Origin of the sequence: Tepidiforma flava (assembly GCF_027594505.1) — a bacterium.
Taxonomy (GTDB): Bacteria; Chloroflexota; Dehalococcoidia; order Tepidiformales; family Tepidiformaceae; genus Tepidiforma; species Tepidiforma flava.
This window is the reverse complement of record NZ_CP115149.1, coordinates 2,077,586-2,102,231: the sequence shown is the minus strand read 5'-3', so window position 1 is coordinate 2,102,231 and position 24,646 is coordinate 2,077,586. Positions and strand designations below refer to the sequence as shown.

Annotated in this window: 28 protein-coding genes, 1 tRNA gene, 1 pseudogene and 1 riboswitch; of the genes and pseudogenes, 21 read left to right on the top strand and 9 right to left on the bottom strand. The window is 70.3% G+C overall.

The window, feature by feature from the left end; translation table 11 throughout:
* Position 1 precedes the first annotated feature (1 nt).
* Both rsmH and O0235_RS11665 read right to left on the bottom strand, forming a co-directional pair.
* Entirely contained in the window at positions 2-970 is a 969-nt protein-coding gene (gene rsmH / locus O0235_RS11670) for a 16S rRNA (cytosine(1402)-N(4))-methyltransferase RsmH (RefSeq protein WP_270058072.1), read from the bottom strand.
* A gap of 10 nt (positions 971-980) precedes the next feature.
* Positions 981-1,451, bottom strand: coding sequence for a division/cell wall cluster transcriptional repressor MraZ (locus O0235_RS11665; protein WP_270055955.1), 471 nt, complete (start codon positions 1,449-1,451; stop codon positions 981-983).
* Between the two features lie 176 nt (positions 1,452-1,627).
* Here O0235_RS11665 and O0235_RS11660 point away from each other — a divergent pair, with 176 nt between their 5' ends.
* Both O0235_RS11660 and trmD read left to right on the top strand, forming a co-directional pair.
* The gene (locus O0235_RS11660) at positions 1,628-2,113 is read left to right on the top strand and encodes a MogA/MoaB family molybdenum cofactor biosynthesis protein (RefSeq protein ID WP_270055954.1); all 486 of its coding nucleotides are present in this window, start codon (positions 1,628-1,630) and stop codon (positions 2,111-2,113) included.
* A 47-nt stretch (positions 2,114-2,160) separates the two neighbouring features.
* Positions 2,161-2,856, top strand: coding sequence for a tRNA (guanosine(37)-N1)-methyltransferase TrmD (trmD, locus tag O0235_RS11655; protein ID WP_270055953.1), 696 nt, complete (start codon positions 2,161-2,163; stop codon positions 2,854-2,856).
* 4 nt (positions 2,857-2,860) lie between these two features.
* Here the strand turns inward: trmD and O0235_RS11650 are convergent, their stop codons facing one another.
* Positions 2,861-3,364, bottom strand: coding sequence for a protein-tyrosine phosphatase family protein (locus O0235_RS11650; protein WP_270055952.1), 504 nt, complete (start codon positions 3,362-3,364; stop codon positions 2,861-2,863).
* Positions 3,365-3,435: 71 nt separating this feature from the next.
* Between O0235_RS11650 and O0235_RS11645 the strand changes: the two genes are divergently transcribed.
* From O0235_RS11645 to O0235_RS11575, 15 genes are all read left to right on the top strand, one after another.
* Complete coding sequence (locus O0235_RS11645) at positions 3,436-4,038, top strand: TetR/AcrR family transcriptional regulator (RefSeq protein ID WP_270055951.1); 603 nt, start codon at positions 3,436-3,438, stop codon at positions 4,036-4,038.
* Entirely contained in the window at positions 4,035-5,138 is a 1,104-nt protein-coding gene (locus O0235_RS11640; RefSeq protein WP_270055950.1) for an ABC transporter permease, read from the top strand. The genes O0235_RS11645 and O0235_RS11640 overlap by 4 nt, the downstream gene beginning before the upstream one ends.
* A gap of 28 nt (positions 5,139-5,166) precedes the next feature.
* Positions 5,167-5,862: an ABC transporter ATP-binding protein gene (locus O0235_RS11635; protein ID WP_270055949.1), complete on the top strand. Its 696-nt coding sequence runs from the start codon at positions 5,167-5,169 to the stop codon at positions 5,860-5,862.
* A gap of 60 nt (positions 5,863-5,922) precedes the next feature.
* Positions 5,923-7,008 carry an MraY family glycosyltransferase gene (locus O0235_RS11630; RefSeq protein WP_270055948.1) on the top strand — a complete coding sequence of 362 codons (1,086 nt, stop codon included), beginning with the start codon at positions 5,923-5,925 and terminating at the stop codon, positions 7,006-7,008.
* On the top strand, positions 7,005-7,373 hold the full coding sequence (locus O0235_RS11625) for an HAD family hydrolase (RefSeq protein WP_270055947.1): 369 nt from the start codon (positions 7,005-7,007) through the stop codon (positions 7,371-7,373). The genes O0235_RS11630 and O0235_RS11625 overlap by 4 nt, the downstream gene beginning before the upstream one ends.
* A gap of 6 nt (positions 7,374-7,379) precedes the next feature.
* Positions 7,380-8,492, top strand: a complete 1,113-nt coding sequence (locus tag O0235_RS11620) for a tRNA-queuosine alpha-mannosyltransferase domain-containing protein (RefSeq protein WP_270055946.1) — start codon at positions 7,380-7,382, stop codon at positions 8,490-8,492.
* Between the two features lie 9 nt (positions 8,493-8,501).
* The gene (locus O0235_RS11615) at positions 8,502-9,449 is read left to right on the top strand and encodes a YihY/virulence factor BrkB family protein (RefSeq protein WP_270055945.1); all 948 of its coding nucleotides are present in this window, start codon (positions 8,502-8,504) and stop codon (positions 9,447-9,449) included.
* Positions 9,450-9,486: 37 nt separating this feature from the next.
* A complete protein-coding gene (locus O0235_RS11610) occupies positions 9,487-10,134 on the top strand; it encodes a helix-turn-helix transcriptional regulator (RefSeq protein WP_270055944.1) in 648 nt (215 codons plus the stop codon).
* Positions 10,135-10,156: 22 nt separating this feature from the next.
* The gene (gene sufC, locus O0235_RS11605) at positions 10,157-10,909 is read left to right on the top strand and encodes a Fe-S cluster assembly ATPase SufC (protein WP_270055943.1); all 753 of its coding nucleotides are present in this window, start codon (positions 10,157-10,159) and stop codon (positions 10,907-10,909) included.
* Positions 10,910-10,964: 55 nt separating this feature from the next.
* Entirely contained in the window at positions 10,965-12,368 is a 1,404-nt protein-coding gene (sufB, locus tag O0235_RS11600) for a Fe-S cluster assembly protein SufB (RefSeq protein WP_270055942.1), read from the top strand.
* Positions 12,369-12,467: 99 nt separating this feature from the next.
* On the top strand, positions 12,468-13,643 hold the full coding sequence (locus tag O0235_RS11595; protein WP_270055941.1) for a SufB/SufD family protein: 1,176 nt from the start codon (positions 12,468-12,470) through the stop codon (positions 13,641-13,643).
* Positions 13,643-13,954 (top strand): non-heme iron oxygenase ferredoxin subunit, encoded by a 312-nt coding sequence (locus tag O0235_RS11590; RefSeq protein ID WP_270055940.1) that lies wholly within the window; start codon positions 13,643-13,645, stop codon positions 13,952-13,954. Before O0235_RS11595 ends, O0235_RS11590 begins: the two co-directional genes overlap by 1 nt.
* Before the next feature lie 17 nt (positions 13,955-13,971).
* Positions 13,972-15,222: a cysteine desulfurase gene (locus O0235_RS11585; protein ID WP_270055939.1), complete on the top strand. Its 1,251-nt coding sequence runs from the start codon at positions 13,972-13,974 to the stop codon at positions 15,220-15,222.
* Positions 15,200-15,658, top strand: a complete 459-nt coding sequence (gene sufU / locus O0235_RS11580) for a Fe-S cluster assembly sulfur transfer protein SufU (RefSeq protein WP_270055938.1) — start codon at positions 15,200-15,202, stop codon at positions 15,656-15,658. The genes O0235_RS11585 and sufU overlap by 23 nt, the downstream gene beginning before the upstream one ends.
* Entirely contained in the window at positions 15,651-15,977 is a 327-nt protein-coding gene (locus O0235_RS11575; RefSeq protein ID WP_158066066.1) for a metal-sulfur cluster assembly factor, read from the top strand. The genes sufU and O0235_RS11575 overlap by 8 nt, the downstream gene beginning before the upstream one ends.
* 12 nt (positions 15,978-15,989) lie before the next feature.
* Here the strand turns inward: O0235_RS11575 and O0235_RS11570 are convergent, their stop codons facing one another.
* Complete coding sequence (locus O0235_RS11570) at positions 15,990-16,781, bottom strand: enoyl-CoA hydratase/isomerase family protein (RefSeq protein ID WP_270055937.1); 792 nt, start codon at positions 16,779-16,781, stop codon at positions 15,990-15,992.
* A gap of 71 nt (positions 16,782-16,852) precedes the next feature.
* On the bottom strand, positions 16,853-18,604 hold the full coding sequence (locus tag O0235_RS11565; protein ID WP_270055936.1) for a glycosyltransferase family 2 protein: 1,752 nt from the start codon (positions 18,602-18,604) through the stop codon (positions 16,853-16,855).
* A gap of 16 nt (positions 18,605-18,620) precedes the next feature.
* A riboswitch (cyclic di-AMP (ydaO/yuaA leader) is annotated at positions 18,621-18,780 on the bottom strand.
* 85 nt (positions 18,781-18,865) lie between these two features.
* Between O0235_RS11565 and O0235_RS11560 the strand changes: the two genes are divergently transcribed.
* The 3 genes from O0235_RS11560 (at position 18,866) to O0235_RS11550 (ending at position 22,122) form a co-directional block, all read left to right on the top strand.
* A complete protein-coding gene (locus O0235_RS11560; RefSeq protein WP_270055935.1) occupies positions 18,866-19,585 on the top strand; it encodes an alpha/beta hydrolase family protein in 720 nt (239 codons plus the stop codon).
* 69 nt (positions 19,586-19,654) lie between these two features.
* Positions 19,655-21,301, top strand: a complete 1,647-nt coding sequence (locus tag O0235_RS11555) for a thiamine pyrophosphate-binding protein (RefSeq protein WP_270055934.1) — start codon at positions 19,655-19,657, stop codon at positions 21,299-21,301.
* 32 nt (positions 21,302-21,333) lie between these two features.
* Entirely contained in the window at positions 21,334-22,122 is a 789-nt protein-coding gene (locus tag O0235_RS11550; protein WP_270055933.1) for an enoyl-CoA hydratase/isomerase family protein, read from the top strand.
* Between the two features lie 21 nt (positions 22,123-22,143).
* Here the strand turns inward: O0235_RS11550 and O0235_RS11545 are convergent, their stop codons facing one another.
* Together O0235_RS11545 and O0235_RS11540 are read right to left on the bottom strand one after the other, a co-directional pair.
* On the bottom strand, positions 22,144-22,584 hold the full coding sequence (locus O0235_RS11545) for a CBS domain-containing protein (RefSeq protein WP_270055932.1): 441 nt from the start codon (positions 22,582-22,584) through the stop codon (positions 22,144-22,146).
* A gap of 40 nt (positions 22,585-22,624) precedes the next feature.
* A complete protein-coding gene (locus tag O0235_RS11540) occupies positions 22,625-23,125 on the bottom strand; it encodes a pyridoxamine 5'-phosphate oxidase family protein (protein WP_270055931.1) in 501 nt (166 codons plus the stop codon).
* A 54-nt stretch (positions 23,126-23,179) separates the two neighbouring features.
* Between O0235_RS11540 and O0235_RS11535 the strand changes: the two genes are divergently transcribed.
* A tRNA-Gly gene (locus O0235_RS11535) sits at positions 23,180-23,253 on the top strand.
* Between the two features lie 69 nt (positions 23,254-23,322).
* Here O0235_RS11535 and O0235_RS11530 read toward each other — a convergent pair.
* Together O0235_RS11530 and O0235_RS16125 are read right to left on the bottom strand one after the other, a co-directional pair.
* Complete coding sequence (locus tag O0235_RS11530) at positions 23,323-23,703, bottom strand: Rossmann-fold NAD(P)-binding domain-containing protein (RefSeq protein ID WP_270055930.1); 381 nt, start codon at positions 23,701-23,703, stop codon at positions 23,323-23,325.
* Positions 23,667-24,533: pseudogene (locus O0235_RS16125) on the bottom strand (site-specific integrase); the annotation flags it as partial. The gene O0235_RS11530 and the pseudogene O0235_RS16125, both read right to left, overlap by 37 nt.
* Positions 24,534-24,646: the final 113 nt, after the last annotated feature.

Sequence of the window (24,646 nt, the reverse complement as noted above, 5' to 3'; positions counted from 1 at the left end):
GCTACGCCCTCCGCTCGGCGGCCCGGAGGACGGCGCTGCGGGCGCGGGGGTTCCGGGCGATCTCCTCGGCCGAGGGCCGGACGGCCCGGCGGGTGAGGATGGTGAGCGTCGGCCGGTGGCCGCAGCGGCACTCGGGGAGGCCGGGAGGACAGATGCAGGCCGCGGCCTCGCGCTGGAAGTACCGCTTGACGATGCGGTCTTCGAGGGAGTGGAAACTGATGACCACGAGGCGCCCGGGCCGGCGGTCAGCGTTTCCAGGGTCGAGCAGGCCGTGGGCGAGCGGAAGCACCTGGTGAAGGCTGTCGAGTTCACCGTTCACCTGGATCCGGAGCGCCTGGAAGACTTTGGTGGCGGGGTGAATTGGGGTGCGTCTCCCGGCACCCCCCACGGCCTGCCCGACGACACTGGCGAGCTGGGTGGTCGTCCGCAGGGGCTGGCGGGCGCGCGCGGCGACGATGGCCCGCGCGATCCGCCGCGCCTGCCGCTCTTCGCCGTAGTCGAAGAAGAGCGCTGCGAGCGACGCTTCATCCCAGGTGTTCACGATGTCGGCGGCGGTGAGGCCGCCGGCCGATGGGTCCATGCGCATATCGAGGGGGCCTTCGAGCGAGAAGGCGAACCCGCGATGGGCGCTCTCGACCTGGAACGAGGAGAAGCCCAGGTCGAGAAGGATGCCATCGGCAGCCGTGACACCTGCTTCCGCTGCAACCCGGTCGAGTTCGCGGAAGTTCGCGTGGACGAAGCTGACCCGCCTCCCAAACGGTGCCAGCCTCGCGCGCGCGAACTCCAGCGCCTCGGCGTCCTGGTCGATGCAGAGGAGCCGGCCGCCGGGACCGAGCCGGCGGGCGATGGCTTCGGAATGGCCGCCGAGCCCGGCGGTGCAGTCGATGTAGGTGCCGTCCCCGCGAACGTCCAGGCAGCGGAGGACTTCTTCGAGGAGGACGGGCTGGTGGATGGGAAGGGAGGACGTCATGACGACCACGTTACGCTCCTCCCTGCGGTGCGGGCTGGGCCGCGGCGAAGCCGGCCGCGGCGATTTCGGCGCGGGCGCGTTTGCGCTCGGCTTCGCGGGCGGCGTAGACGGCGGCGTTCCAGATTTCGATCCGGCGGCCGACGCCGACGACTTTGACGTCGCGGGACTCCTGGCTGATGCCGGCGCGGCTGGCCAGGTCGTCACGGAGGTTGATGCGGCCCTGGCCGTCGAGCTGGGTCGGCCAGAAGTTCGCGTAGAAGTCGCGGCGGGCGTCCTCGGCGAGGGGGTCGCCCTCGGGGAGGTTGTCGAAGATGGCGGCCTGCCGTTCGAACTCTTCGAGGGTGTAGACGTGCAGGCACTGGTCGGCGCCGGCGCCGATGTAGCCGCCGGGCTTGAGGGCATCGCGGAAGGCCGGGGGGATCGGCACCCGGCCCCGGTCGTCCAGCGTGTAGTCGTAGGCGCCTGAGAAGCGCGTCTGCATGCCCTCATCACTTTCCGGGGGCGGGCGATGGAGCGTTCCCCATTTCCGGGGACCGGGGGCCTACAGGCTCCCCATTTCTCCCCACTTCACCCCCACGCGCATGGTAGGCTCCCCCGAAACGGCGTGTCAACCACTTTTTTCGGGCCGCGGCATGGCCGGGACGGTAGGATGGGGGCGTGGCGCGGATTGCCATCCTGACGGTTTCGGACCGGGGGGCCGCCGGCGAGCGGGAGGACCTCGGCGGGCCGCTGATCGCGGAGCTGGCGGCGGGAGCGGGCCACGAGGTCGTCGCCCGGGGCGTGGTGCCGGATGAGCGGTCGCTCATCGCGGAACGGCTGCGGGCGTGGGCCGATGCCGGGACGGCGGACGTCATCGTGACGACGGGCGGGACGGGGCTGACGCCGCGCGACGTGACGCCCGAGGCGACGCGCGAGGTGGCGGAGCGGGAGGCGCTGGGGATTGCGGTGGCGCTGGTGGTGAACGGGCTGCAGCACACGCCGTTCGCGGCGCTGACGCGCGGCCTGGCGGTGACGCGCGGGCGAACGCTGATCGTCAATTTGCCGGGCAACCCGAAGGCGGTCCGGCAGGGGATGGAGGTGCTGCTGCCGCTGCTGGATCACGTGGCGGAGCTGCTGGCCGGGCCGGTGGAGCACGGCAGCTAAGCGGCGGGGCTTGCCGCCGGGGGCAGCATGGCCGAACCTCGGGTGCAATGCGCATCGACGTGCTGACGCTCTTCCCCGAGGCGTTCCGCGGGCCGCTGGATGTATCGATCGTGAAACGCGCGCGCGAGGACGGCCTGCTCGACCTCCACATCTACGACATCCGGGAGCACGCGACCGACCGCCACCGGACGGTGGACGACTACCCGTTCGGCGGGGGGCAGGGGATGGTGATGCGGGTCGACGTGCTCGACCGGGCGCTGGAGTTCGTGCGGGGGCAGGCGCCGGAGCGGGGGCTCGTGGTCTACCTGACGCCGGCCGGCGAACGGCTGAACGACCGCATCGTGCGGGAGCTCGCCGCGGAGCCGCGGCTCATCCTCGTCTGCGGGCGGTACGAAGGCGTGGACGAGCGGTTCGTGGAGCACTTCGTCGACCGGGAGATTTCGATCGGCGACTACGTGCTGACGGGCGGGGAGCTGCCGGCGATGGTGCTGATCGATGCGGTGACGCGGCACATCCCGGGGGCGCTGGGCGATGCGGCCTCGCCGCAAGAGGAGTCATTCGCAGACGGGCTGCTGGAGCATCCGCAGTACACGCGGCCGGCGGAATACAAAGGATGGAGCGTGCCGGAGGTGCTGCTGAGCGGGCACCACGCGAAGATCGCGGCGTGGCGGCGGCAGCAGCGGCTGGAGCGGACTCGCCGGCGGCGGCCCGACCTGCTCGAAGGGAAGGACGACCCTGCCTGACGCCTCAGGCGCGGCGGAGGAGGTCGACGAACGCGCCGTTGGAGAGCGCGCCGGGACGGGCGGCGCGGATGGCCGCCAGCGCGCCGTCGGCGTCGAGGCCGAGACGGCGGAGCAGGAGGCCGGCGACGAGGCCGCTGCGGTTCATCCCGTGGGTGCACATGATGTAGACGCCGAGGGGCGCGCTTGCCGGCGCGGTGACGGCGGCCGCGAGCCGGTCGACGACGGGGAGGATATGGCGGGAGGGGAGGGCGAGCGCCTCGAGGTCGGCGAAGACGCAGGCGATGTGGAGGCCGGCGGCATCGCGGAACTGGCGCGGCATATCGCCGGCGCAGTCGACGAGCCAGGCGGCTTCGAGCGCAGCCGGGTGGAGGGGTTCGCCCCGCAGGCTGTGGGCGCCGCCCATCCAGATGGCGCTGCGGAGGCCGGGGAGCGCGCCGGGTTCGGCGACGAGGCTGGCGCGCGGCGGGAGGGCGTGGGCCGGGAAGTCGAGCGACGGGTCCTGGAGCACGGGTCGATGGTAACTGCCGGGGTGAGCGGGGTCACGCGCAAGCAAGCGCTTGCATGATACGCTGGCAGGAAATGGATGCCACGGTCGAACGGCTGCTGACCGCTGCGCGGGAGGTGTTCGACGAAGAGGGCTTCCGCGGGGCGACGACGCGGAAGATCGCCGCGCGCGCCGGCGTGAACGAAGTGACGCTCTTCCGCCACTTTGCTTCGAAGGAAGAGCTCATCGGGGCGGCGCTCGCGCGGGGGCATGCGGAGGCGGTCGCGCGGCTCGGGGCGGCGCCGCTCCCGGAAGAGCCGGCGGACCTCGACGCGGAGCTGCGGCCGTACCTGCGGATGGTGCTGCAGGCGTTCGCCGGGGCCGGGCGCGGCGTCCGGACGGCGCTCGCCGAGTGGGAGCACCTGCCGGCCTACCACGCCTGGCTGCTGGGGCCGAGCGAGGCCGTGATGGACCGGCTGCGGCGCTACCTCGCCGCGGCGGCGCGGGCCGGGCTCGTCCGCCCCGGCGCGGACCCGGACGCAGTGACGCATCTGCTCGTGGCGGCGCTCTTCTCCCACGGGCTGCTGCCGCCGATGATGCCCGGCCGCTTCCCCGGCGGCCCGGCGGCGTCGTTCGAGCGGTGCGTCGACATCATCCTCGACGGCATCCGACCGGAACCTGAGGAGGTATCGCGGTGATCGGTTTCCTGGAAATCCGGCGGCGGAAGCTGCAGTTCGCGCTGGTCGGGCTCATCGTCACGCTCATCAGCTACCTCGTGCTGATGATCAACGGGCTCGGCGTCGGACTGAACGAGCAGGCAGGGCGGGCGCTGCGCAACTTCGATGCCGACGCCATCGCCTATTCGGACCGTGCCGGCCTGAGCGTGATTCGGTCGGAGCTGAGCGCTGAGACGGTGGAGCGCATCGAAGCGGAGTCGGGCGCGCGGGAATCGGCACCGCTCGGGTACATGGCGGTGAACTACACGCGCAACGACGGGAAGGTGAAGTCAGCGGCGGTTCTGGGGTACGACCCGGGCACCATCGGCGAGCCGCCGGTGACGGAAGGCCGGCCGCTGACGCCGGCCGACGCGGACGGCCTGCTGGCCGACCGGCAGTTCCTCCGCGCTTCGGGGCTGAAGGTGGGCGACACGGTGCGGCTGGCGATCCGGCTCCAGGAGCGGGAGTTCACCATCGTCGGCGAACTGAACGAGGGCGCCTTCTTCTTCCAGCCCTCGGTCTACATGCTGCGGAGCACCTGGCAGGAGATGAAATACGGTACGAATGCGCCGGGGACGCCGGTCGCTTCGGTGGTGCTGCTGAAAGGCGACGGGCTCGCGGGGAAGCGCGGCGCCGGCTGGGAGGCCGTCTCGAAGAGCACCGCGTTTGCGAACATCGAGGGGGTGTCCGGCCAGCAGTCGACGGTGCAGGCGCTGCAGGTGTTCGGCTACCTGATCGGCGGGCTGGTGATCGGCGTGTTCTTCTACGTGCTGACGCTGCAGAAGACGCCGCAGATCGGCGTGCTGAAGGCGGTCGGGGCGACGACGGGCTTCATCTTCCGGCAGCTGCTGGTGCAGGCGCTGCTGGTCGCGCTGGGCGGCGTCGCGATCGCCGTTCCCCTGGCATGGCTGACGAACGAAGGCATCAAGCAGGTGCCGGACCCGGTGCCGATTGCCTTCACGACGGGAACGTTCGTCACGACGAGCGCGCTGCTGCTGCTGATGGCCGTCCTCGGCGTGCTGTTCTCCGGGCGGCAGGTGGCGAAGGTCGACCCGATCATCGCGCTCGGGCAGCAGCAGTAGTCCGCGGCGGGGAGAAAGGAGCAACGGGATGAGCATCCGGCTGAAGGTCGAGAACCTCGAGAAGATCTATGGCGAAGGCGAGCGGGCGGTGCATGCGGTGCGCGGCGTGAGCTTCGCGACGGAGCCCGGCGAGTTCGTGGCCATCGTCGGCCCGAGCGGCTCCGGCAAGACGACGATGCTGGCGATGATCGGCGGCCTGCTGACGCCGACGCGCGGCACGATCGAGGTGAATGGCCGGGACATCGCCCGGCTGCGGGGGAAGGAGCTGGCCGAATACCGGCGCCAGAAGGTCGGCTTCGTTTTCCAGGCGAACAACCTGCTGCCCTACCTGACGGCGCGGGAGAACCTGCTCGTGATGGCGCGCATCAACGGGAGCGATTTGAAGGCGGCGCGGGCGCGGGCCGACCAGCTGCTCGAAGAGCTGGGGCTGGCGGCGCGGCGGGACGCGCTCGCGACCGAGCTGAGCGGCGGCGAGCGGCAGCGCGTGGCCATCGCGCGGGCGCTGATGAACGACCCGGAGCTGGTGCTCGTGGACGAGCCGACAGCGAGCCTCGACTCGGCGCGCGGCAAGCAGGTCGTGGAGTCGCTCATCGCCGAGGTCAAAGGGCGCGACAAGCTCGGACTGATGGTGACGCACGACATGGCGATGGCGGAGATGGCGGACCGCGTGCTGGAGATGCACGACGGGCAGCTGGTGGCGCACACGGTGGCCGCCCGGGGCTGACCTCTGCCGCGCGCCGGCGTACCATGCGCAGCATGCCGCAGGCGATGCCGGTGATGACGCGTGTGGCTTGAGGTCGGGACGGCGCTCGCCGCCTTCGCGGTAGCGCTGCCGCTCACATGGCTGCTCCGCCTGCCGACGAAGCGGGGCCGCAAAGGGGAGCTGATGCCGCGCATCGGCGGGATCAGCATCCTCGCGGGGTTCGTGGCGGCGCCGTTCGTGGTGGCCGCGTTCTCCGATGCGGCGCGCGAGTTCGTGAGCGAAGACCGGCGGCAGTTCCTGATGCTCGGGGTCTGCGGCGGAATCGTCTGCGCGATGGGCGCGCGGGACGACTTCCGCGACCTCGACTGGCGGTTCAAGTTCGGCACGCACGTGCTCGCGGCCGTCGCGCTCTATCTCTCCGGCTTTCATGTGGACCGGATGACGCTCCCCGGCGGCGAGGCGGTCGCGCTTGGGCCGCTCGACCCGGTCGTGACGGTGGCGTGGATCGTGCTGGTCACGAACGCGGTGAACCTCGTCGACGGCAAGGACGGGGTGGCAGCGGGGATGGCGGCGATGGTCTCGGGCACGATGTCGTACATCGCATGGGACCTCGGCCACGACCTGATCGCGATGCTCTTCGCCGCCCTGTGCGGGGCGTCGCTCGGCTTCCTGCCGTTCAACATCGGGCGCGCACGGCGGTTCCTCGGCGATTCGGGGGCGTACTTCCTCGGGTTCACGATGGCCGGGCTGAGCGTCGCGGGGTCGCTCGACGAAACGGGGCGTGTGCCGCTGTACATCCCGCTCGTGGCGCTGGGCCTGCCGGTGCTGGATACGGCGGTCGCGTTCCTCCGGCGGTTCCTCGACGGGCGGCACCCGATGCATGCGGATTTCGACCACTTCCACGACCGGATCGAGCGGATGTTCGGCCTCTCGGGGGTGCGCGTGACGCTGGCGGTTTATGCGCTCACCGCCGTGTTCTGCGGCGGCGCGCTGCTGGCGCACACGTGGTACAAGAGCGTGGGCTCGGCGGTCGTGAGCGCCGGGGTGCTGGCGTTCGGCATCGGGCTGGTGCTGGCGCTCGGCTACGGGCGGACGATGTGGAACTCGGCGCGGGTGCTGGCGTGGCGCGGCCGGGAGCCCGCCGCCGGGAAAGGCGAGGCGCGGTGAACATCTTCTTCGACGTCGACCAGACGCTGGTGTTCATCGACCAGCACACGAACGCGCTCCGCCCGGGCGCGCGGGAGGCGATGCAGCGGCTGAAGGCGGCGGGCCACCGCGTGTACGTCTGGAGCGCGGCCGGGCTCGCCCACGTGGAGCGGGTGGTCCACCTCCACGGGCTCGCGGAGTGGGTGGACGGGATGTTCGACAAGGACCCGCACGTGGAGCCGCGGCCGGACTTCATCATCGACGACGACTGGTTCCTCGTGGAGAAGTACGGGGGCCACTGTGTCGCGCAGTACCGCGGGGTGGACCCGGAGGACCGGGAGATGGAGGCGGCGCTCCAGCGGCTGGCCGAACTGGGGCACCTGTAGGGCGGGATGCTGCGCGGGCTCTTCCTGCAGCCGTTCGACGGCGGCAGCCACCGGGCGTTCCTCGAGGGGCTGCTCCGGCACACCCGGTTCGACTGGACGGTGCTGGCGCTGCCGCCGGGCGAGTGGCGGAAGCGGATGCGGCGCGGCGCGGAGGAGCTGGCGGCGAAGCTGGACGGGGTGCCCGGGAGCTTCGATTTCCTGGTCGCGACGGACATGCTGGACCTCGCGGCGTTTCTCGCGCTGACGCGGCGGCGGCTGGGCGGGGTGCCGGCGATGGTGTACTTCCACGAGAACCAGGTCACCTACCCGCGGCTCCGGGGCACGAAGTTCAACTCCTGGTTCGGGCAAATCAACTACGCGAGCGCGCTGGCGGCCGATGCGGCGGTCTTCAACTCGGCGTTCCACCGGGATGACCTGGTCGGCGCGTTCCGCCAGCTGGAGCGGGAACCGAACAACTGGCTCACCGCGGCGGGCATCGATGCCATCGCGGCGAAGTCGGCGGTGCTGCCGCTGGGGCTCGATTTCGCGCACGTCGACGGGCCGGGGGAGCGGGACGCCGGGCCGCCGGTGCTGCTCTGGAATCACCGCTGGGAGTTCGACAAGGCGCCGGAGCTGTTCGAACGGGCGCTGCAGCGGCTGGCCGATGAGGGGCTCGCCTTCCGCGTCATCATCGCCGGGGAGCCGGGCGACAACCCGAGCCCGGCGATGTGGCGGCTGCGGGAGGCGCTCGGCGAGCGGGTGCTCCACTTCGGCTATGCGGAGGACCGGGCGGCGTACGGGCGGCTGCTCCGCCGGGCCGATATCGCGGTGAGCACGACGCGGCACGAGTTTTTCGGCATCGGGATGGCGGAGGCGATGGCGGCCGGCTGCATCCCCTGCGCGCCGCGGCGGTACGCCTACCCGGAGCTGGTGCCGCCGGAGTGGCACGGGCTGCTTTGGGAGGACGAAGCCGGGCTGATGGCGCGGCTGCGGGCGCTGCTGACCGCGCCGCTGCCGCCGCGCGAGCCGTTCCGGGCGGCGGCGCGGCGGTTCGCGTGGCCGGAGGTCGGGCCCCGGTGGCAGCGGGCGCTGGAGGAGCTGGCGGCCGGGCGGTTCCCCGGCGGGCGGGGCGGCGCCTAAGATGGGCCGGTGAAGGAACGCACACGGCGGGCGTGGCGGCAGATTCCCGGGCCGCTGCGCGCACCGTTCGAAGTGGTCGCGGCGGCCGTCCGCGGCTACGTGGACGACAACTGCCCGACCTACGCGGCGGCGATTGCGTACTACGCCATCTTCTCGGTCATCCCGCTGGCGCTCATCACCCTCTCGGTGTTCGGCCTCTTTGCGGACCGGCAGGCGATCGTCAACTGGGTGTTCGAGCAGGTGCCACTGCAGGAGACGGAGAGCGTGCGCGCGAACGTGGAGGAGATCGTGCGGCGGGCGCAGCAGTTCAGCCCGGCGAGCCTCGGCTTCGGCCTCGTGTTTCTCGTCTGGTCGTCGAGCGGCATCTTTGGGGCGGTGCGGAACGGCATCAACGCGACGGCGCACCTGAAGGGGAGCCGGCCGTTCTGGCGGGGGAAGCTGATCGACATCCTGCTCGTGGCGGTGCTCGGGGCGCTGGTGACGGTCTCGGTGGCGGCGACGGCGACGGCCCGGGTGGTGGTGGCGCGGGTGGACGGGAGCGCGCCGTTCCCGTTCGACCGGCAGGCGGCGACGGAGGTCGTCGGGCTGGTGCTGGCGCCGCTGGTGACCTTCACGATGTTCATCATCCTCTACCGGGTGGCGCCGGCGGCCCGGCCGGCGTGGCGGGATGCGCTGCCGGGGGCCGCGCTGGCGACGGTGCTCTTCGAGGCCGCGAAAAACGTGGTCGCTATCGTCGTCGCGCAGTCGAGCTTTTCCCGCGATACGGCGATTTACGCCGGCTTCGGGTCGGCGCTGGCGTTCCTGCTCTGGATGTACATCAACGGGTCGATCCTGCTGTTCGGGGCGGAGTTCGCGCGGGCGCTGCGGCTGCGGCGGCAGGCCGGGGACCGGGTGCCGGCGCCGGAGCTGGTGGCGGCGTGGAGCGGGCGGGGCGGTTCGGAACTTTCGCAACATTGAAGTTGCGAAAGTCATCCAAGTGGGCTACCGTGGAAGCATGCAGGGAACGCGCGACCGGATCCTCGCGTACATCGTGGAGCACCGCGGCGCCCGGGCCGAAGCGCTCGCCGAGGCGTTCGACATCAGCCCCGCAGCGGTGCGCCGGCACCTCGAAAACCTGCGCGCGGACGGGCTGGTGGAAGCCCGGGCGGTGAAGCAGGCGACGGGGCGGCCGTACTACGCCTATTTCCCGACGGAGAAGGCGTTCGGGACCATCCCGCCGGCGTATGCGGACCTGATGGCGCGGATGCTGCGGGGGCTCGAACAGCGGCCGGACGTGGTGGCGGAGGTGCTGGCGAACGTGGCCGAATCGCTGGCTTCGCGGCACCGGGACGAGATCCCGGACAGCGGCGCGGTGGAGGAGATCGTCGCCCGCGTGACGGAGGTGCTGCGGCGCGAGGGCATCCTCGAGGCGTGGCGGCTGGAGCCGGACGGCATCCACCTCATCAACTCGTCGTGCCCGTACCACGCGGCGGCGCAGATTTCGGACCTGCCCTGCGAGGCGGACCGGAAGGCGATCGAGCTGCTGCTCGGGCGCGATGTCGAACAGCTCAATCGCATCGTCGATGGAGCGCCATGTTGTGAGTACCTGGTCCGGGGGACGCCGGGCCAGCGGCACATCATCGAAACGGTCGAACTGCACTGACGACCAAAGGAGAAGAACACCGATGACCGCACTCCTGGAGATCCGCGACCTCCGGGCTTCGATCGGCGAGAAGGAGATCCTGAAAGGGCTCAACCTCGCCATCAACGCCGGGGAGATCCACGCCATCATGGGCCCGAACGGTTCGGGCAAGAGCACGCTGGCGAACGTGCTGATGGGGAACCCGGCCTACGAGGTGACGGGCGGGGACATCCTGTTCAAGGGCGAATCGATCCTCGAGATGTCGCCGGATGAGCGCGCGCGGAAGGGGCTGTTCCTCGCCTTCCAGTACCCGGTGCCGATCCCGGGGGTGACGCTGGTGAACTTCCTGCGGCAGGCCGTGAACGCCGTGCGCGGCGAGGAGGTGCCGATCCGGGAGTTCCGGGAGAAGCTCTTCAGCAAGATGGAGCTGCTGAAGGTGGACCAGGACTTCGCCCGGCGGTATGTGAACGACGGGTTCAGCGGCGGCGAGAAGAAGCGCGCCGAGATGCTGCAGATGGCCGTGCTGGAGCCGGCCATGGCGATCCTCGACGAGACCGACTCGGGCCTGGACATCGACGCGCTGCGGACGGTGGCGGAGGCGGTCAACAAACTGATGAACCCGAACATGGGGCTGCTGCTGATTACGCACTACCAGCGGCTGCTGAACCACATCCGGCCGCAGTTCGTCCATGTCCTGGTGGACGGGCGCATCGCCCGCTCGGGCGGGCCGGAGCTGGCGGAGTACCTCGAGGCGCGCGGCTACGACGAGTTCCTCGCCGAGCTGGCCCGCGCCTGAGCCCACTGCAGGGCGCCCGCGCGCCCTGCGCCGTAGCGAGAGGAGTCAGAGGGGAATGACGACGGCACCTGAAGCAATCGTTGGCGAGTACAAGTGGGGGTTCTACGACCCGGAGGAGGCGCTGTTCAAGGCGAACAAGGGCCTCAGCCGGGAGATCGTGAACATCATCTCGGACATGAAGGGCGAGCCGCAGTGGATGCGCGAGTTCCGGCTGCGGGCGCTCGAGATCTTCTGGCAGAAGCAGGACCCGCCCTGGGGCAGCCCGCAGCTGAAGGAGATCGACTTCGACGACATCCACTACTACGTGAAGGCGACGGACCGGGACGAGCGCTCCTGGGACGACGTGCCGGAGTACATCCGGCGGACGTTCGACCGGCTGGGCATCCCCGAGGCGGAGCGGAAGTACCTCGCGGGCGTCGGGGCGCAGTACGACTCGGAAGTCGTCTACCACAACATCCGCGAAGACCTCGAGAAGCAGGGCGTCATCTTCCTCGGCACCGACCAGGCGCTGAAGGAGCACGAGGACATCTTCAAAGAGTACTTCGGCACGGTGGTGCCGCCGGCCGACAACCGGTACGCGGCGCTGAACAGCGCGGTGTGGAGCGGCGGCTCGTTCATCTACGTGCCGAAGGGCGTGAAGGTGGAGATTCCGCTGCAGGCGTACTTCCGCATCAACACCCAGAACATGGGGCAGTTCGAGCGGACGCTGATCATCGCCGACGAAGGGAGCCAGGTGCACTACGTCGAAGGGTGCACGGCGCCGATTTACCGGAGCGATTCGCTCCACAGCGCGGTGGTCGAGATCATCGTCAAGCGCGGCGCGCGGGTCCGGTACACGACCATCCAGAACTGGTCGAACAACGTGTACAACCTCGTGACGAAGCGCGCGGTGGCCTACCAGGACGCGGTGATGGAGTGGGTGGACGGCAACCTCGGCTCGAAGCTGACGATGAAATACCCGAGCGTCTACCTGATGGAGCCGGGCGCCCACGGCGAGATCCTTTCGCTCGCGTTCGCGGGCAAGGGCCAGCACCAGGACGCGGGCGGCAAAATCGTCCACGCCGCATCGAACACGACGTCGACGATCATTTCGAAGTCGCTGAGCAAGGACGGCGGCCGCACGAGCTACCGGGGCCTGCTGAAGGTGTACGACGGCTGCGAGAACGTGAAGTCGACGGTGCGGTGCGACGCGCTCCTGCTGGATGAGGAGTCGCGCTCGGACACCTACCCGACGATGGAGATCGACGCGCCGGACGTGCACATCCAGCACGAGGCGTACGTGTCGAAGCTCGGCGAGGACCAGCTGTTCTACCTGATGAGCCGCGGGCTTTCGGAAGAGGCGGCGGCGAAGATGATCGTGAACGGCTTCGTGGAGCCGATCGTGAAGGAGCTCCCGATGGAGTACGCGGTCGAGCTGAACCGGCTGATCGAGCTGCAGATGGAGGGCGCCGTCGGCTGAGGCCGGCTGCCCTGTGAGCCCTGGTGCGAGCCCGGCGGAATCCGCCGGCGGAGGAGAGCTATGACATCGACCACCGAAGAACGGGTGAGGATTTCGGCTGTGAGCCGCGAGCTCGGCGCGCAGCTGGGCGACCCGGAGTGGCTGGCCCGGCTGCGGGGCGAGGCCGCCCGGCTCGCCGACGAGCTGGACTGGCCGAACAGCTACCAGTCGCGGCCGTGGAAGTACTACGACGCGCGGGGCATCGACCTCGCGCGCTACCCGGCGGAGCAGGACGAGGCGATCGCCGTGGAAGCGCCGGACGGCGTGACGGTGACGACGCTCGGCTTCGCCGAGGGGGCGACGGCGGAGCGGCTGGCGGGCGCGCTGGGGACGGCGGTCGCGCCGGGCATCGACCGGTTTACGGCGCTGCACTACGCCCTCCTGCGCGAGGCGGTCATCGTCGACGTGCCGGCCAACGCTGAGCCGGCTTCGCCGGTGCGCATCCGCCGAACAGTCGGCGGGCAGCAGTTCGCCGCGCCGCACACCGTCATCGTGACGGGCCCGAACAGCCGCGTCACGGTGGTCGAGGAGTACAGCTCCGACGGGGCGGACATCCTCGCCGTGCCGGCCGCCGAGGTCATCCCGGGGCCGGGCTCCGAGGTTCGTTATTATGTCGTTCACCGCTGGGGGCCGGCGACGCGCTCGTTCGGCTACCAGCGGATGCTGGGTGCGGAGCGCGACGCCGCCTTCCAGAACCTGCAGCTGGTGCTCAGCGGGCGGGTGGTGAAAGGGCAGATGGAGTCGTCGCTGATTGGCCGGGGGACGGGCTCGGAGCTGCTCGGGCTGGCCTACGGCCGCGGCGAGGAGTACGTCGACTTCTACACGCTGCAGGACCACATCGGGCCTGACACGCGGAGCGACCTGCTCTACAAGGCGGCGCTGCGGGATTCGGCGCGGTCGGTGTACTACGGGCTGACGCGCGTGGGGCTCGGGGCGAAGAACGCCGACGCGAACCAGGAGAACCGGAACCTGCTGCTGAGCAAGACGGCGCGGGCCGACAGCGACCCCGTGCTGGAGATTCTCACGAGCAATGTCATCCGCGCCTCGCACGGCGCCACGGCCGGGCCGGTCGATGAAGAGCAGCTGTTCTACCTGCAGACGCGCGGCATCCCGCGGCCGGCGGCCGAGGCGATGCTCGTCTGGGCCTTCCTCGAGGAAGTCGTGAGCCGGGTGCCGGACGCGGCGCTGCGGGAGGAGCTGCTCGGGCTGCTCGAGGCGAAGGTGAGGGGCGCCTGATGGGCTGGACGGCCACGCTCCGCGCGGAGGAGGTCGCGCCCGGGACGGCGCACGTCGTCGAAGCGGGCGGTCGCCGGATCGCCGTGTGCAATACGGGTGAGGGCTATTACGCCATCGACGACCTGTGCACGCACGACGGCGGGCCGCTCGACCAGGGCAGGCTCGACGGCCGGGAGATCGAATGCCCGCGGCACGGGGCGCGGTTCGACGTGACGACCGGCCGGGCGCTCTGCCTGCCGGCGGTGCGGCCGGTCCGAACCTACCCCGTCCGCATCGCCGACGGCGTGGTCGAAATCGACCTGCCCGCGTGACCGAAAGGGGCCGGCGGATGCTCGATATCGCACGGGTGCGCGAGGATTTCCCCATCCTGGGGCAGCAGGTGAACGGCCGGCGGCTCGTCTACCTCGACAACGCGGCGACGACGCAGAAGCCGCGGCAGGTGATCGAGGCGCTGGTGCGCTACTACGAAACCTCGAATGCCAATATCCATCGCGGCATCCACACGCTGGCGACGCGCGCGACCGAGCAGTACGAAGCGGCGCGCGCCCGCGTAGCCCGGTTCATCGGCGCTGCCGGTCCGCAGGAAGTCATCTTCACCCGGAACGCGACGGAGGCGATCAACCTCGTCGCGCGCGCCTGGGGCGACGCCTGCCTCACCGAGGGCGACGAGATCGTCCTGACGGTGATGGAGCACCATTCGAACATCGTGCCGTGGCAGCTGCTGGCGGCCCGGACGGGGGCGCGCCTCCGGTACGCTGGCATCACCGCGGACGGGAAGCTCGACCTCGACGGCCTGCGCCAGCTCATCGGGCCGCGGACGAAGCTCGTCGCGGTCACCCAGATGTCGAACGTGCTCGGCACGATCAACCCGGTGAGCGACATCGCGGAGATGGCGCGCGCCGCCGGCGCGCTCCTGCTCGTCGACGGGGCGCAGGGCGTGCCGCATCTGCCGGTTGACGTGAGCCGGCTCGGGGCGGACTTCCTCGCGTTCTCGGCGCACAAGATGCTCGGCCCGACGGGGGTCGGGGTGCTGTGGGCGCGGGAAGCGCTGCTGGCGGCGATGCCGCCGTTCCTCGGCGGCGGCGACATGATCGCCGTGGTGCAGGAGGAGATGTCCACCTGGGCCGACCTGCCGCACAAGTTCGAAGCCGGGACCCCCAATATCGCGGACGTCGTCGCGTTCGGCGCGGCGATCGCCTACCTCGAGGGCATCGGCATGGAGAACGTCCGCCGCCACGAAGAGGAGCTGACGGCGCTGGCGCTGGAGCGGCTCCGGCGGGTTCCGGGGCTGCGGGTGTTCGGGCCGGCGTCCGCGGCGGAGCGGGGCGGCGTGGTGAGCTTCGCGATGGAGGCGGCGCACCCGCACGACGTCGCCACCATCGCCGACGGCTACGGGGTCGCAATCCGCGCGGGGCACCATTGCGCCCAGCTGCTGATGCGCGCCCTGGGCGTGCCGGCGACGAGCCGGGCCAGTTTCAGCATCTACAACGGGGAAGACGACCTGGAGGCGCTCATCGAAGCGCTGGAGGGCGTCAACCGCGTCTTCGGAGAGGGCCGTGAGCGAGCCGCTGTTCGATGACCTCTACCGGGAGCTGATCCTGGACCACTACCGGCGGCCGCGGAACCGCGGGCCGCTCCCGGCGCCTACCCTGCAGGCCGAGGGGGTGAACCCCGTTTGCGGCGACGAAATCCACCTCGACCTCGACGTGCAGGACGGCGTCATCCGCGACCTCGGCTTTTGGGGGCAGGGGTGCTCGATCTCGCAGTCGAGCGCATCGATGCTGACGGAGCGCCTGAAAGGACGGCCGCTGGCCGAAGCGGAAGCGGTGACCGGGAAGGTACGATCGATGCTGGTGGAGGGTGCGCCGCCGGACCCGGAGCTCGGCGACCTCGCCGCGCTGGAGGGCGTGGCGAAGCTGCCGGTCCGGGTGAAATGCGCGCTGCTCGCGTGGAACGTGCTGCTCGAAGCGCTGCGGCAGGCGAAGCAGGCCGCACAGGAGGAACGACATGGCTGATACCGAAACGCCCCAGGCCCCGACCTATGAACAGCTGCGGGAAAAGCTCCGGGAAGTGAAGGACCCGGAGATCAACATGAGCATCGTGGACCTCGGGCTCGTGTACGACATCCAGTACGACAACGGGGACGTGCTGGTGACGATGACGCTGACGAGCCCGGGCTGCCCGCTGGGCCCCATCATCCGCGGCGAGGCGTACGCGAAGCTGCGGGAGCTGCCGGGCGTGAAGGACGTCGACGTCCAGATCGTCTGGAACCCGCCGTGGGACCCGCGGACGATGGCGAGCGAAGACGTGAAGATGGCGCTCGGGATCTGGTAGCCGGCCCGGCGCTCAGCGGCCCTTCCACTGCGGGTCGCGGTGCTCGAGGAAGGCGCGGACGCCTTCTTTGAAGTCCTCGCTGGCGAAAAGCCGGCTGATCGTCTCGGTGCTGTCGGCGAGGTGGTCCATTGGGTCGCGCGTGAGGCCGCGGTAGAGCAGGCGCTTCGTCTCGGCGGTGGCGATCGGCGAACCGCGGGAGACGGCGTGCGCGAACTTGAGCGCGCGCTCCATCAGCTCCGCATCGGGCACGATTTCGTGGACGTAGCCGATGTCGAGCGCGCGGGTCGCGGAGATGATTTCGCCGGAATAGAGCAGGTAGGCGGCGTTCTGGAGGCCGACGATGCGGGCGAGGAGCCACGTCCCGGCGGCGGTATCGGGCACGAGGCCGCGGTGGACGAACACCCAGCCGAAGCGGGCCGATTCGGCCGCGATGCGGAAGTCGCACTGGGACGTGAACTCGACGCCGACCCCGACGGCGACGCCGTTGACCGCCGCGATGGTCGGCTTGCCGATGGAGGCGAAGGTCCACGGCGCGGGGCGGGATTCGGCGTAGGCGCGGCCGTAGGATTCTGCGCGCCCGGCCGTGGGCGGCTGGCTGGAAAGCTGCTGGAGGTCGGTGCCGGCGCTGAATGCGCGGCCGGTGCCGGTGAGGACGAGCGCGCGGACGCGGTCGTCGGTGCCGGCCTGGCGGACAGCGTCTTCGATGGCCCCGAGCATTTCGTAGGTGATGGCGTTCATCTTTTCGGGGCGGTTGAGGCGCAGGACGGCGGTGGAGCCTTCGAGGGTGTACTCGATGTCCGGCACGGGCAGGGGCCTCCGCGGGTGGAATGCGGGGGGACGATACGGGATCGGCGGGCGGTTCGCGAGCGCTCGGGCTAGTTGCCCCCGGCGATAGCGACGGCCTCGGCAGATTCGGCCTCGGCGGCCGCCGGGGCGCGCGCCGGCAGGGCGCGGCTGCCCTTCTCGGCGACCCGGTAGACCAGCCCCTTGCCGGAGGCGAGCTTCCACTGGGCGTTGAGCGCGGGGAGGCTCGCGAAGAAGAAGGTGATGACAGCCATCAGCGGCCACATCAGCAGCCCGGTCGCGTAGACGGAGCGCGACACGTAGGCCGGCCGCGGGCCGCGCGTGCGGAGTTCGAACACGATCATGACGAGCAGCGGGAAGAGGCAGAGCGCGACGAGGATGCCCGGCAGGTTGAGCCACATCGTGGGCTCCAGGATGCCTTCCGGGCCGAGGCGGAACCAGCGCGAGGGCTCGAGGAAATGCTCCGGGTGCCAGCCCGTGCCGGGGACTTCGTACCGGTGCGTCCACCAGCCGGGGAGCGGCGCGCCGAGCTGGGCTGCGAACCGGGACGGCAGGAAGATGCCGAGGGTGACGATGTACCACTGAGCGGCCCAGAGGACGTGCACCTTGGTGACCGCGCCGGCGAGGAGCAGGCGGCGGCGCCACGACAGCGGCGACTTCGGGTGCATCGCGGCGCGCCACGCGTACGGGATGTCGCTGGCGCCCCAGGCATGGCGGACCGACTGGGCGTAGTGGGCCTTGAGCGTCTTCCAGTAGCCGTCGGCGAGCACGCAGTCGTTGCCGAGCGGGAGGAAGAGGGGCTCGACGTTCACGTCGTCGCCGAGGCTGTAGGAGCACTTGAGGTAGAGGTGCCAGTCCTCGGGGATGACCTCCTCGTCCCAGTAGTCGACCTCGTGGAGCATCTGCCAGGAGAGGGAGTAGCAGCTGGTGGGGAAGCGGACGCTGCCGGGGATGAGGAGGTTGGACGTGCGGTTGATGCCGGAAAGGCCGTCGGGGATGCGGAGCGGGGCCGGGATCTCCCAGATGTTGTTGGAATTGAAGATGGTGGGCTGCCAGAAGGTGCGGTAGGGCTTCTTCGCGGTGAGGAACAGGTAGTTGAGGGCGGCGAAGTGGGAAGGATGGAAGACGGCGTCAGCGTCGCAGCTGGTGACGGTGTAGCGGAGGAGGTCGTCGCCGCCGCGTTCGATGAGGCGGAGGTAGGCCTCGCGGGCACCCCAGGCCTCGTTGGAGCCCTTGCCGGGGGTTTCGCCGGGCAGGCCGGCCGGGTGGAAGGTGGCGAAGATGTCGGCGAAGACGCCGGGGTAACGGGCGACGAGGCGCGCAGCCTTTTCGCGGGCGCCGGCTTCGCGGTCCTCCATGGCGAGGACGACGACGAGCTGCTTCGCGACGGACTGGGCGGCCAGCGAGTCGATCGTGCGGGCGAGGCCTTCTTCGGATTCGCGGTAGTTCGGGATGATGACGAGGTGGCGGGGCCACGCCCAGCGGTCCGGCTGGCCGGAGCGGGCGACGTGCGCCTTGTACTTCGCGCGCCAGTCGGTCTGCTTCCAGCGCGCGATGCGGCGGAGGCCGATGGCGCAGGCGATGGCCACGGAGTAGCTGCGGAGGAGCCAGTAGACGAAGAAGGCCGTAGAGAGCACGGCGAAGAGGAGCGGCGCCTTGAACGGGCCCCAGAAGATGAAGCTGATGAGGAAGAGGGAGAGGAAGAGGGGCAGCGCGTTGCCGAGCCGCTCCCAGAACGCGGAGTGGGCGGTGACGGAGAGCTGCGGCAGCTCGCAGCTGCGCGGGGCAGGAGATGCGACGGGTGCGGAAGGCCTGGAGACCATGTGCGGGGTGGCCTCGAACTCGGTCTTCCTACGCCGCCGAGGTTAGCTGCCGGGCTGCGGCCGGAGATAGCCGCTCCGCCTTCGCCGACCCGTGATGCCGGGCGGCCGGGGCGGATTCGCCCCGAAAACTGGTTCCCCCGTTCTGCCCCGCGGGGCAGACTAGGCGCTGCGGCACACGGGCCGCAGATGCATCGTTCGCCCGGGAAGCGTAAGCGTCAAGGCCCGGAATGGAAGAACTTTTACGGGAAATCGAGGGTCGAGATGAAAGGGGAATTGCAGATTCGGGAATCGCTCTTCGGGGATATTCGCGAGGTGAATTTCTGGTTCAGGTGCGGCGGGGAGCTCGTGCCGGGGGTGGCATACCTGCCCGCCGGCGCCGGGGAGCCGATGCCGCTCGTGCTCATCCAGCACCCGGGCATGGGCTCGAAGGAGGACTACTGGGTGAGCGAAGTGGGCCAGCGGTGGGCGAAGCGGGGCTGGGTGTGCGCCGGGCTGGATGCGCCGCTGCACGGCGAGCGGCAGACGCACGACCCGATGGCGCTCTTCCGCCAGCCGGAGCGGTACGAAGCGGTGCGCGCCCAGTTCGCCGCGGAGGTGGCGCGGATGCTGGAGCTGCTGCCGGGCGCGCTCCCGATCGATACGGGCCGGCTGGGCTACGTCGGCTACTCGCTGGGGAGCATGATCGGGCTGGCAGCGGTGGCCCGCAGCGGCCGATTCCGGGCAGCGGCGTTCTGCCTCGTGGGCGAAGGCGGGCTCGCCGGGAGCGCGGCCGGCCCGGATTCGGACGCGGCGAAACTGGGGAGCGTGGCCGTGCGCATCGTCGGCAAGCTGAACGACGAGCTGATCCCGCGCGAGCGGACGGAAGCGCTGTTCGCGGCGCTGCCGGGCGAGAAGGACCTCCAGTGGCTGCCGGGCGGGCACTTCGAAATCGGGCCGGACGTGGTGCGGCTGGCAGAGGAGTGGATGGCCGCGAAGCTCTGAGCGCGAGCGGCGAGCGGGGCAGCCCCGTATACTCGCGGGCACTGCATCTTCCCCGACCCGGAGCACGCGATGGGCAACATGATCGACGGGGGCGAAATCATCGCCCGGATGATCAAGCAGGAGGGCGTGAGCCACATCTTCACGCTCTCCGGCGGGCACATCCAGAACATCTACGAGGGATGCCTCAACAACGGCATCGGCATCATCGATACCCGCCACGAGCAGTCGGCAGGGCACGCGGCGGACGGCTATTCGCGCATCACGTTCAAGCCGGGGGTGGCGGTCGTCACCGCCGGCCCGGGCGTGACCGACGTGGTCACGGCGGTGGCGAACGCGTACCAGGCCTCGAGCCCGATGGTGGTGATCGGCGGACGGTCGCCGCTGCGGCAGTACGACATGGGGTCGCTGCAGGATATCGAGCTGCTCGACGTGATGAAGCCGATCACGAAGTGGTCGCAGGCGGTCTACGAGACGCGGCGGCTTCCCTATTACATGGCGATGGCCTTCCGGGAGGCGATGACGGGACGCTACGGGCCGGCCTTCCTGCAGGTGCCCTCGGACGTGCTGTTCGGGCGCGTCGACGAGGACTCGCTCGAGTGGCCGAAGAACTACCGGGTGACGGGAGAAATCATGGGCGACCCGGCGCTGATCAAGCAGGCGGCGCAGCTCATCCGGGACGCGGAGAAGCCGATGGTGATGGCGGGCTCGGGGGTGTTCTGGCACCGCGCCCACCGGGAGCTCGCGGAGTTCGCGCGCGCAGCCGACGTGCCGGTGTACACGAACGCGATGGGCCGGGGCACGCTCCGGCAGGACAACCCGAATTTCTTCTCGCTCTCGCGGAAACCGGCGTTCGCCCAGGCGGACGTGATCGTCATCCTCGGGACGCCGATCGATTTCCGGCTGAAGTACGGGCGGGCGCCGGCCTGGAACCCCGCGGCGAAGGTCATCCAGATCGATATCGACCCGCGCGACATCGGCCGGAACCGGGATTTCACCATCGGCATCGAGGCGAACATCCGGCAGGCGCTGCTGCAGCTCACGTCGGAGATCGGGAGGGCGGAGCACCGGGAGTGGATGACCTACCTCCGGGGTCTCGAGAACCAGGCGGATGAGCAGCGGTCGTTTTTCATGAACTCGGATGCGGTGCCGATCCACCCGCTGCGGCTGTGCAAAGAGATCGCGGAGTTCGTGGACGACGACACGATCGTCGTCGGCGACGGCGGCGACATCGTGGCGCTGGCGGCGAGCGTGCTGCCGATCAACAACCCCGGGCAGTGGATGGACCCCGGCCCCTTCGGGACGCTCGGGGTGGGAACCGGCTTCTGCATGGCGGCGGCCGTCGCTGCGCCCGAGAAGAAGGTGCTGATGGTGAACGGCGACGGCACGTTCGGCCTGAACGGATTCGATTTCGACACGTTCGTGCGGTTCAAGATGCCGATCGTCTCCGTGGTCGGGAACGACCGCTGCTGGCACCAGATTTATGTCGGGCAGAAGGCGCAGTACGGCGAGGGCCGGACGCCGGCGACGGTGCTCGGGGACAACGCGCGCTACGACAAGGTCGTGGAAGGGCTCGGCGGCCACGGCGAGTACGTGGAGCACCCGGAACAGATCAAGGCCGCGATCGAGCGGGCGTTCGCCAGCGGCAAGCCGGCCTGCGTGAACGTCATCATGGACCCCGAACCCGCGGGGGTGAAGGGCGGCTACGAGTTCAAGTAGGCCCCCGGCGCGCCGGGAGTTGGAGGCAGGCCATGGAGCACATCCGCATCGACCGGGACGGGCGCGTCGCCGTCGTCACGCTGAACCGGCCGGAGGTGATGAATGCCCTCAACCGGCAGATGTACGCCGAGCTGGAGCAGGCGTTCCGCGACCTCCACCGCGACCCGGAGGCGTGGTGCATCGTGCTCACCGGCGCCGGCCGGGCGTTCTGTTCGGGTGACGACGTGAAGCAGATCATGCTGGGCGAACAGCGCGACGAGACGGTGACGCGGCTGCGGGAGGTGAAACCGCGCCCGACGCCTGCCGCCGCGGCCGTGCTCGAGTGCGACAAGCCGGTCATCGCGGCCGTCAACGGCCCGGCGGTCGGCTGGGGGATGGACCTGGCGCTGTTCTGCGACATCCGCATCGCCTCCGAGCAGGCGAAGTTCGGCGAGCTGTTCATCAAGCGCGGGCTGGTGGCCGACCTCGGCGGGCTGTGGCGGCTGCCGCAAGTGGTCGGGCCCTCGAAGGCGGCGGAGCTGCTGTTCACCGGCGACGTCATCAGCGCACAGGAGGCGCTGGAGATCGGGCTCGTTTCGAAGGTGGTGCCGCACGAGGAGCTGCTGCCGGCGGCGATGGCGCTGGCGACGAAGATCGCGGCGAATCCGCCGATCGCGATGCGCTACATGAAGGAAGGGCTGCGGCGATCGCGGCACGCGACGATGGCCGAGATGGGCGAGTACATCGGGAACGCGCTCGCTTACCTGTTCACGACGGAGGACCACCGGGAAGGCGCGCTCAGTTTCGTCGAGCGGCGGGAGCCGGTGTTCAAAGGCCGCTGACCGCGGCGTGCCCCGGGGCTGTCAGCTGAGGCGCCCGGTGATGTAGTCGGTCATCTGACGGATGTGGTCTTGCTGGTGCATGGTGACCCAGCGCATGAGGTCGCCGATGGAGATCATGCCGACGAGACGGCCGTCTTCGAGCACGGGCAGATGGCGGAAGCGGCGTGCCGTCATGAGCGCCATGGCCTCCTCGACGTGCCAATCCGGCGAGATGGTGACGGGCTCGCGGGTCATGACCTCCGCGACGCGGGTGAGCGCCGGGTCGCGGTCGGCATCGACGACGCGGCGGAGGACATCGCGCTCGGTGAAGATGCCGACCGGCCGATCGCCATCGACGACGAGGAGGGCGCCGATGCCCTTCTCGTTCATTTGGCGGACCGCCTCGGCGACGGTAGCGGACCGCTCGATGGTGTAAACGTGGCGGCCCTTCTCGGCGAGGACGCTGCTGACGAATCCGTACATGGGAACCTCCTTGCCGGTAGATTCCCAGTATATGTGGCTGTCAAGTCCCCGTTTGGCGCTCCCGGCGGAGGGCGGCGAGTTTGAAGTTGTCCCAGGTCACGACCTTTTCGGGGGTAAAGACGACCCAGCGCCAGTTGCGACCGCGGGCCGTGGATTCGTTGCGGCGGGGCTCGGCGGGTTCGCCGTGGCCGCCGGCGTACTTGCGGCCCATCTGCCAGCGAACCTCTTCGAGGTGGGGGTCGGCGGCCTCGGCGGCAGCGTCTTCGAGGACGCGGGCCGTGCCCTGGAACATCGCGCCCTGGAGCTCGGGGAAGCGCTCGTTGCGGTCGACGAGGATGGTGCAGGTAGGGTTGCGGCGGAGGTTTTCGACCTTCTGGCCGCGGCAGAAGGTGTAGATCTTGCCGCCGGCCCAGCCGAACCAGAGCGGCGTGAGGTTGATGCGGGTGCCGGGCCCGATGGTGGCGATGCGCATGTTCCAGGTCGAGAGCATGAGCTCATCGAGCTGTTCCGGGGTCAGGGAGAGTTCTTTGGGGATGGGCATGCAGGGGCACCTCGAAACTAACGTAGCGGGGTGCTACTCTACAGGAGGACGCGGGCGGGTGTGGTTCAATGGCAGAACGCGACCTTCCCAAGGTTGAGACGCGGGTTCGATTCCCGCCATCCGCTCCAACCGTTCGAACAGCATGACGCCGCCCGCCCGGGCGGCGTTTTTTCGTGCGGGGCGTCTGCCAGAGCCCGTCAGGGGCGAGGGAGCGAGCGAAGGGCGTCGCGGAGGATGCCGGCGCTCCGCGCGAGGGCGTCGGCTTCGTCATCGACGAGCGGCGGCAGGAGTTCGGCTTCGATGCCGCCGGCGCCGACGACGCGGGGCAGCGAAAGGGCGACGTCGCCATAGCTGGTCCCGGGCCGACCGACGGCGGAAACGGTGAGGACAGCGTGCTCGTCGTCGCGGATGGCGCGGAGGAGGCGGGCGACAGCGCCGGCGACGCCGTAGTAGGTCGCACCTTTGCCGGCGATGATGCGGTAGGCGGCGCGGCGTGCTGGGCCATCAGCGTCGCCGCCAGGTGGCGAAGGTCGTGCAGCCGCAGGCCGACGCCCGCCCGACGCGCCGTTCGCGTCCACCAGTGGGTGACGGAATCTGGCCTTGCCGGCTGCCCGCCGATGGTGAACACCCAATCGCCGCCCTGCCAGCCGGCGCCCGCGGCGAGCCGCTCCTCCAGCTGCGCCCGGCGCCATTCGCGCAGGGCTTCGACGGCCGGCGGGGCGACGGGAATCACGCGCTCGCCGGCGCGGGTCTTCGTCGGCCCTTCGACGACCATGCCCCGGTAGGTGGTGGTGCGGGTGCGCCGGATGGCGGCGGTGCCGCGGTCGAGGTCGAGGTCGGGCCACTGGAGGCCGCAGAGTTCGCCGCGGCGCATGCCGGTGTGGACGATGAGGAGCCCGGCGGCGCGCCACGGCTGCGGCTCGCCGCTCACGGCCTCGAGAACGCGGGCGAGAGTGTCCTGCTCGAGCCGCAGCTGATGCGGCTGGATGGACGGCACCTCGACGGCTTGTGTGACGGCGCGTCCGACGAGCTGGAGGCGGACGGCGTCGTTGAGGGCGCGGCCGAGGATGCGGTGGTGGCTGGCAACGGTGGCCGGCGCGAGGCCTTCGGCGAGCCAGCGGCCGTAGGCGGCCTGGACGTGGGCGGGCCGGAGCTGCTGGAGCTGGAGGCGCCCGAACGCCGGGATAAGCCGGCTCTCGACGCTGGCCCGGTAGCGCTCGAGCGTCGTCGGCCGGAGCTGTGGTGCGCGCTGGGCGAGCCACTGCCGCAGCCACTCAGCGACGGTGATGCGGCTCGGGTCGACGGCGAGGCCGGTTTCGTGCTCATGGATGAGCTGGGCGAGCCGCGCCTCCGCGTCGCGCTTCGTGCCGTGGAACGTCTCGGAGCGGCGCCGCCGGCGCCCCGTCATCGGGTCGCGGTCGAGCTCGATGGAGATGCGCCAGGTGAGGTTGCCGCGCTTCTGGATGCTGCCGCGCATGGTGCGCCTCCGCCGGGAGGAATGGCTGAGGCTTTATGATGCCG

Coding starts and splice junctions, on each gene's coding strand:
- rsmH (WP_270058072.1), bottom strand. CDS start 970: ATGACGTCCTCCCTTCCCATCCACCAGCCCGTCCTCCTCGAAGAAGTC.
- O0235_RS11665 (WP_270055955.1), bottom strand. CDS start 1,451: ATGCAGACGCGCTTCTCAGGCGCCTACGACTACACGCTGGACGACCGG.
- trmD (WP_270055953.1), top strand. CDS start 2,161: ATGCGCATCGACGTGCTGACGCTCTTCCCCGAGGCGTTCCGCGGGCCG.
- O0235_RS11645 (WP_270055951.1), top strand. CDS start 3,436: ATGGATGCCACGGTCGAACGGCTGCTGACCGCTGCGCGGGAGGTGTTC.
- O0235_RS11635 (WP_270055949.1), top strand. CDS start 5,167: ATGAGCATCCGGCTGAAGGTCGAGAACCTCGAGAAGATCTATGGCGAA.
- O0235_RS11620 (WP_270055946.1), top strand. CDS start 7,380: ATGCTGCGCGGGCTCTTCCTGCAGCCGTTCGACGGCGGCAGCCACCGG.
- O0235_RS11610 (WP_270055944.1), top strand. CDS start 9,487: ATGCAGGGAACGCGCGACCGGATCCTCGCGTACATCGTGGAGCACCGC.
- sufC (WP_270055943.1), top strand. CDS start 10,157: ATGACCGCACTCCTGGAGATCCGCGACCTCCGGGCTTCGATCGGCGAG.
- sufB (WP_270055942.1), top strand. CDS start 10,965: ATGACGACGGCACCTGAAGCAATCGTTGGCGAGTACAAGTGGGGGTTC.
- O0235_RS11590 (WP_270055940.1), top strand. CDS start 13,643: ATGGGCTGGACGGCCACGCTCCGCGCGGAGGAGGTCGCGCCCGGGACG.
- O0235_RS11585 (WP_270055939.1), top strand. CDS start 13,972: ATGCTCGATATCGCACGGGTGCGCGAGGATTTCCCCATCCTGGGGCAG.
- O0235_RS11575 (WP_158066066.1), top strand. CDS start 15,651: ATGGCTGATACCGAAACGCCCCAGGCCCCGACCTATGAACAGCTGCGG.
- O0235_RS11565 (WP_270055936.1), bottom strand. CDS start 18,604: ATGGTCTCCAGGCCTTCCGCACCCGTCGCATCTCCTGCCCCGCGCAGC.
- O0235_RS11560 (WP_270055935.1), top strand. CDS start 18,866: ATGAAAGGGGAATTGCAGATTCGGGAATCGCTCTTCGGGGATATTCGC.
- O0235_RS11555 (WP_270055934.1), top strand. CDS start 19,655: ATGGGCAACATGATCGACGGGGGCGAAATCATCGCCCGGATGATCAAG.
- O0235_RS11550 (WP_270055933.1), top strand. CDS start 21,334: ATGGAGCACATCCGCATCGACCGGGACGGGCGCGTCGCCGTCGTCACG.
- O0235_RS11545 (WP_270055932.1), bottom strand. CDS start 22,584: ATGTACGGATTCGTCAGCAGCGTCCTCGCCGAGAAGGGCCGCCACGTT.
- O0235_RS11540 (WP_270055931.1), bottom strand. CDS start 23,125: ATGCCCATCCCCAAAGAACTCTCCCTGACCCCGGAACAGCTCGATGAG.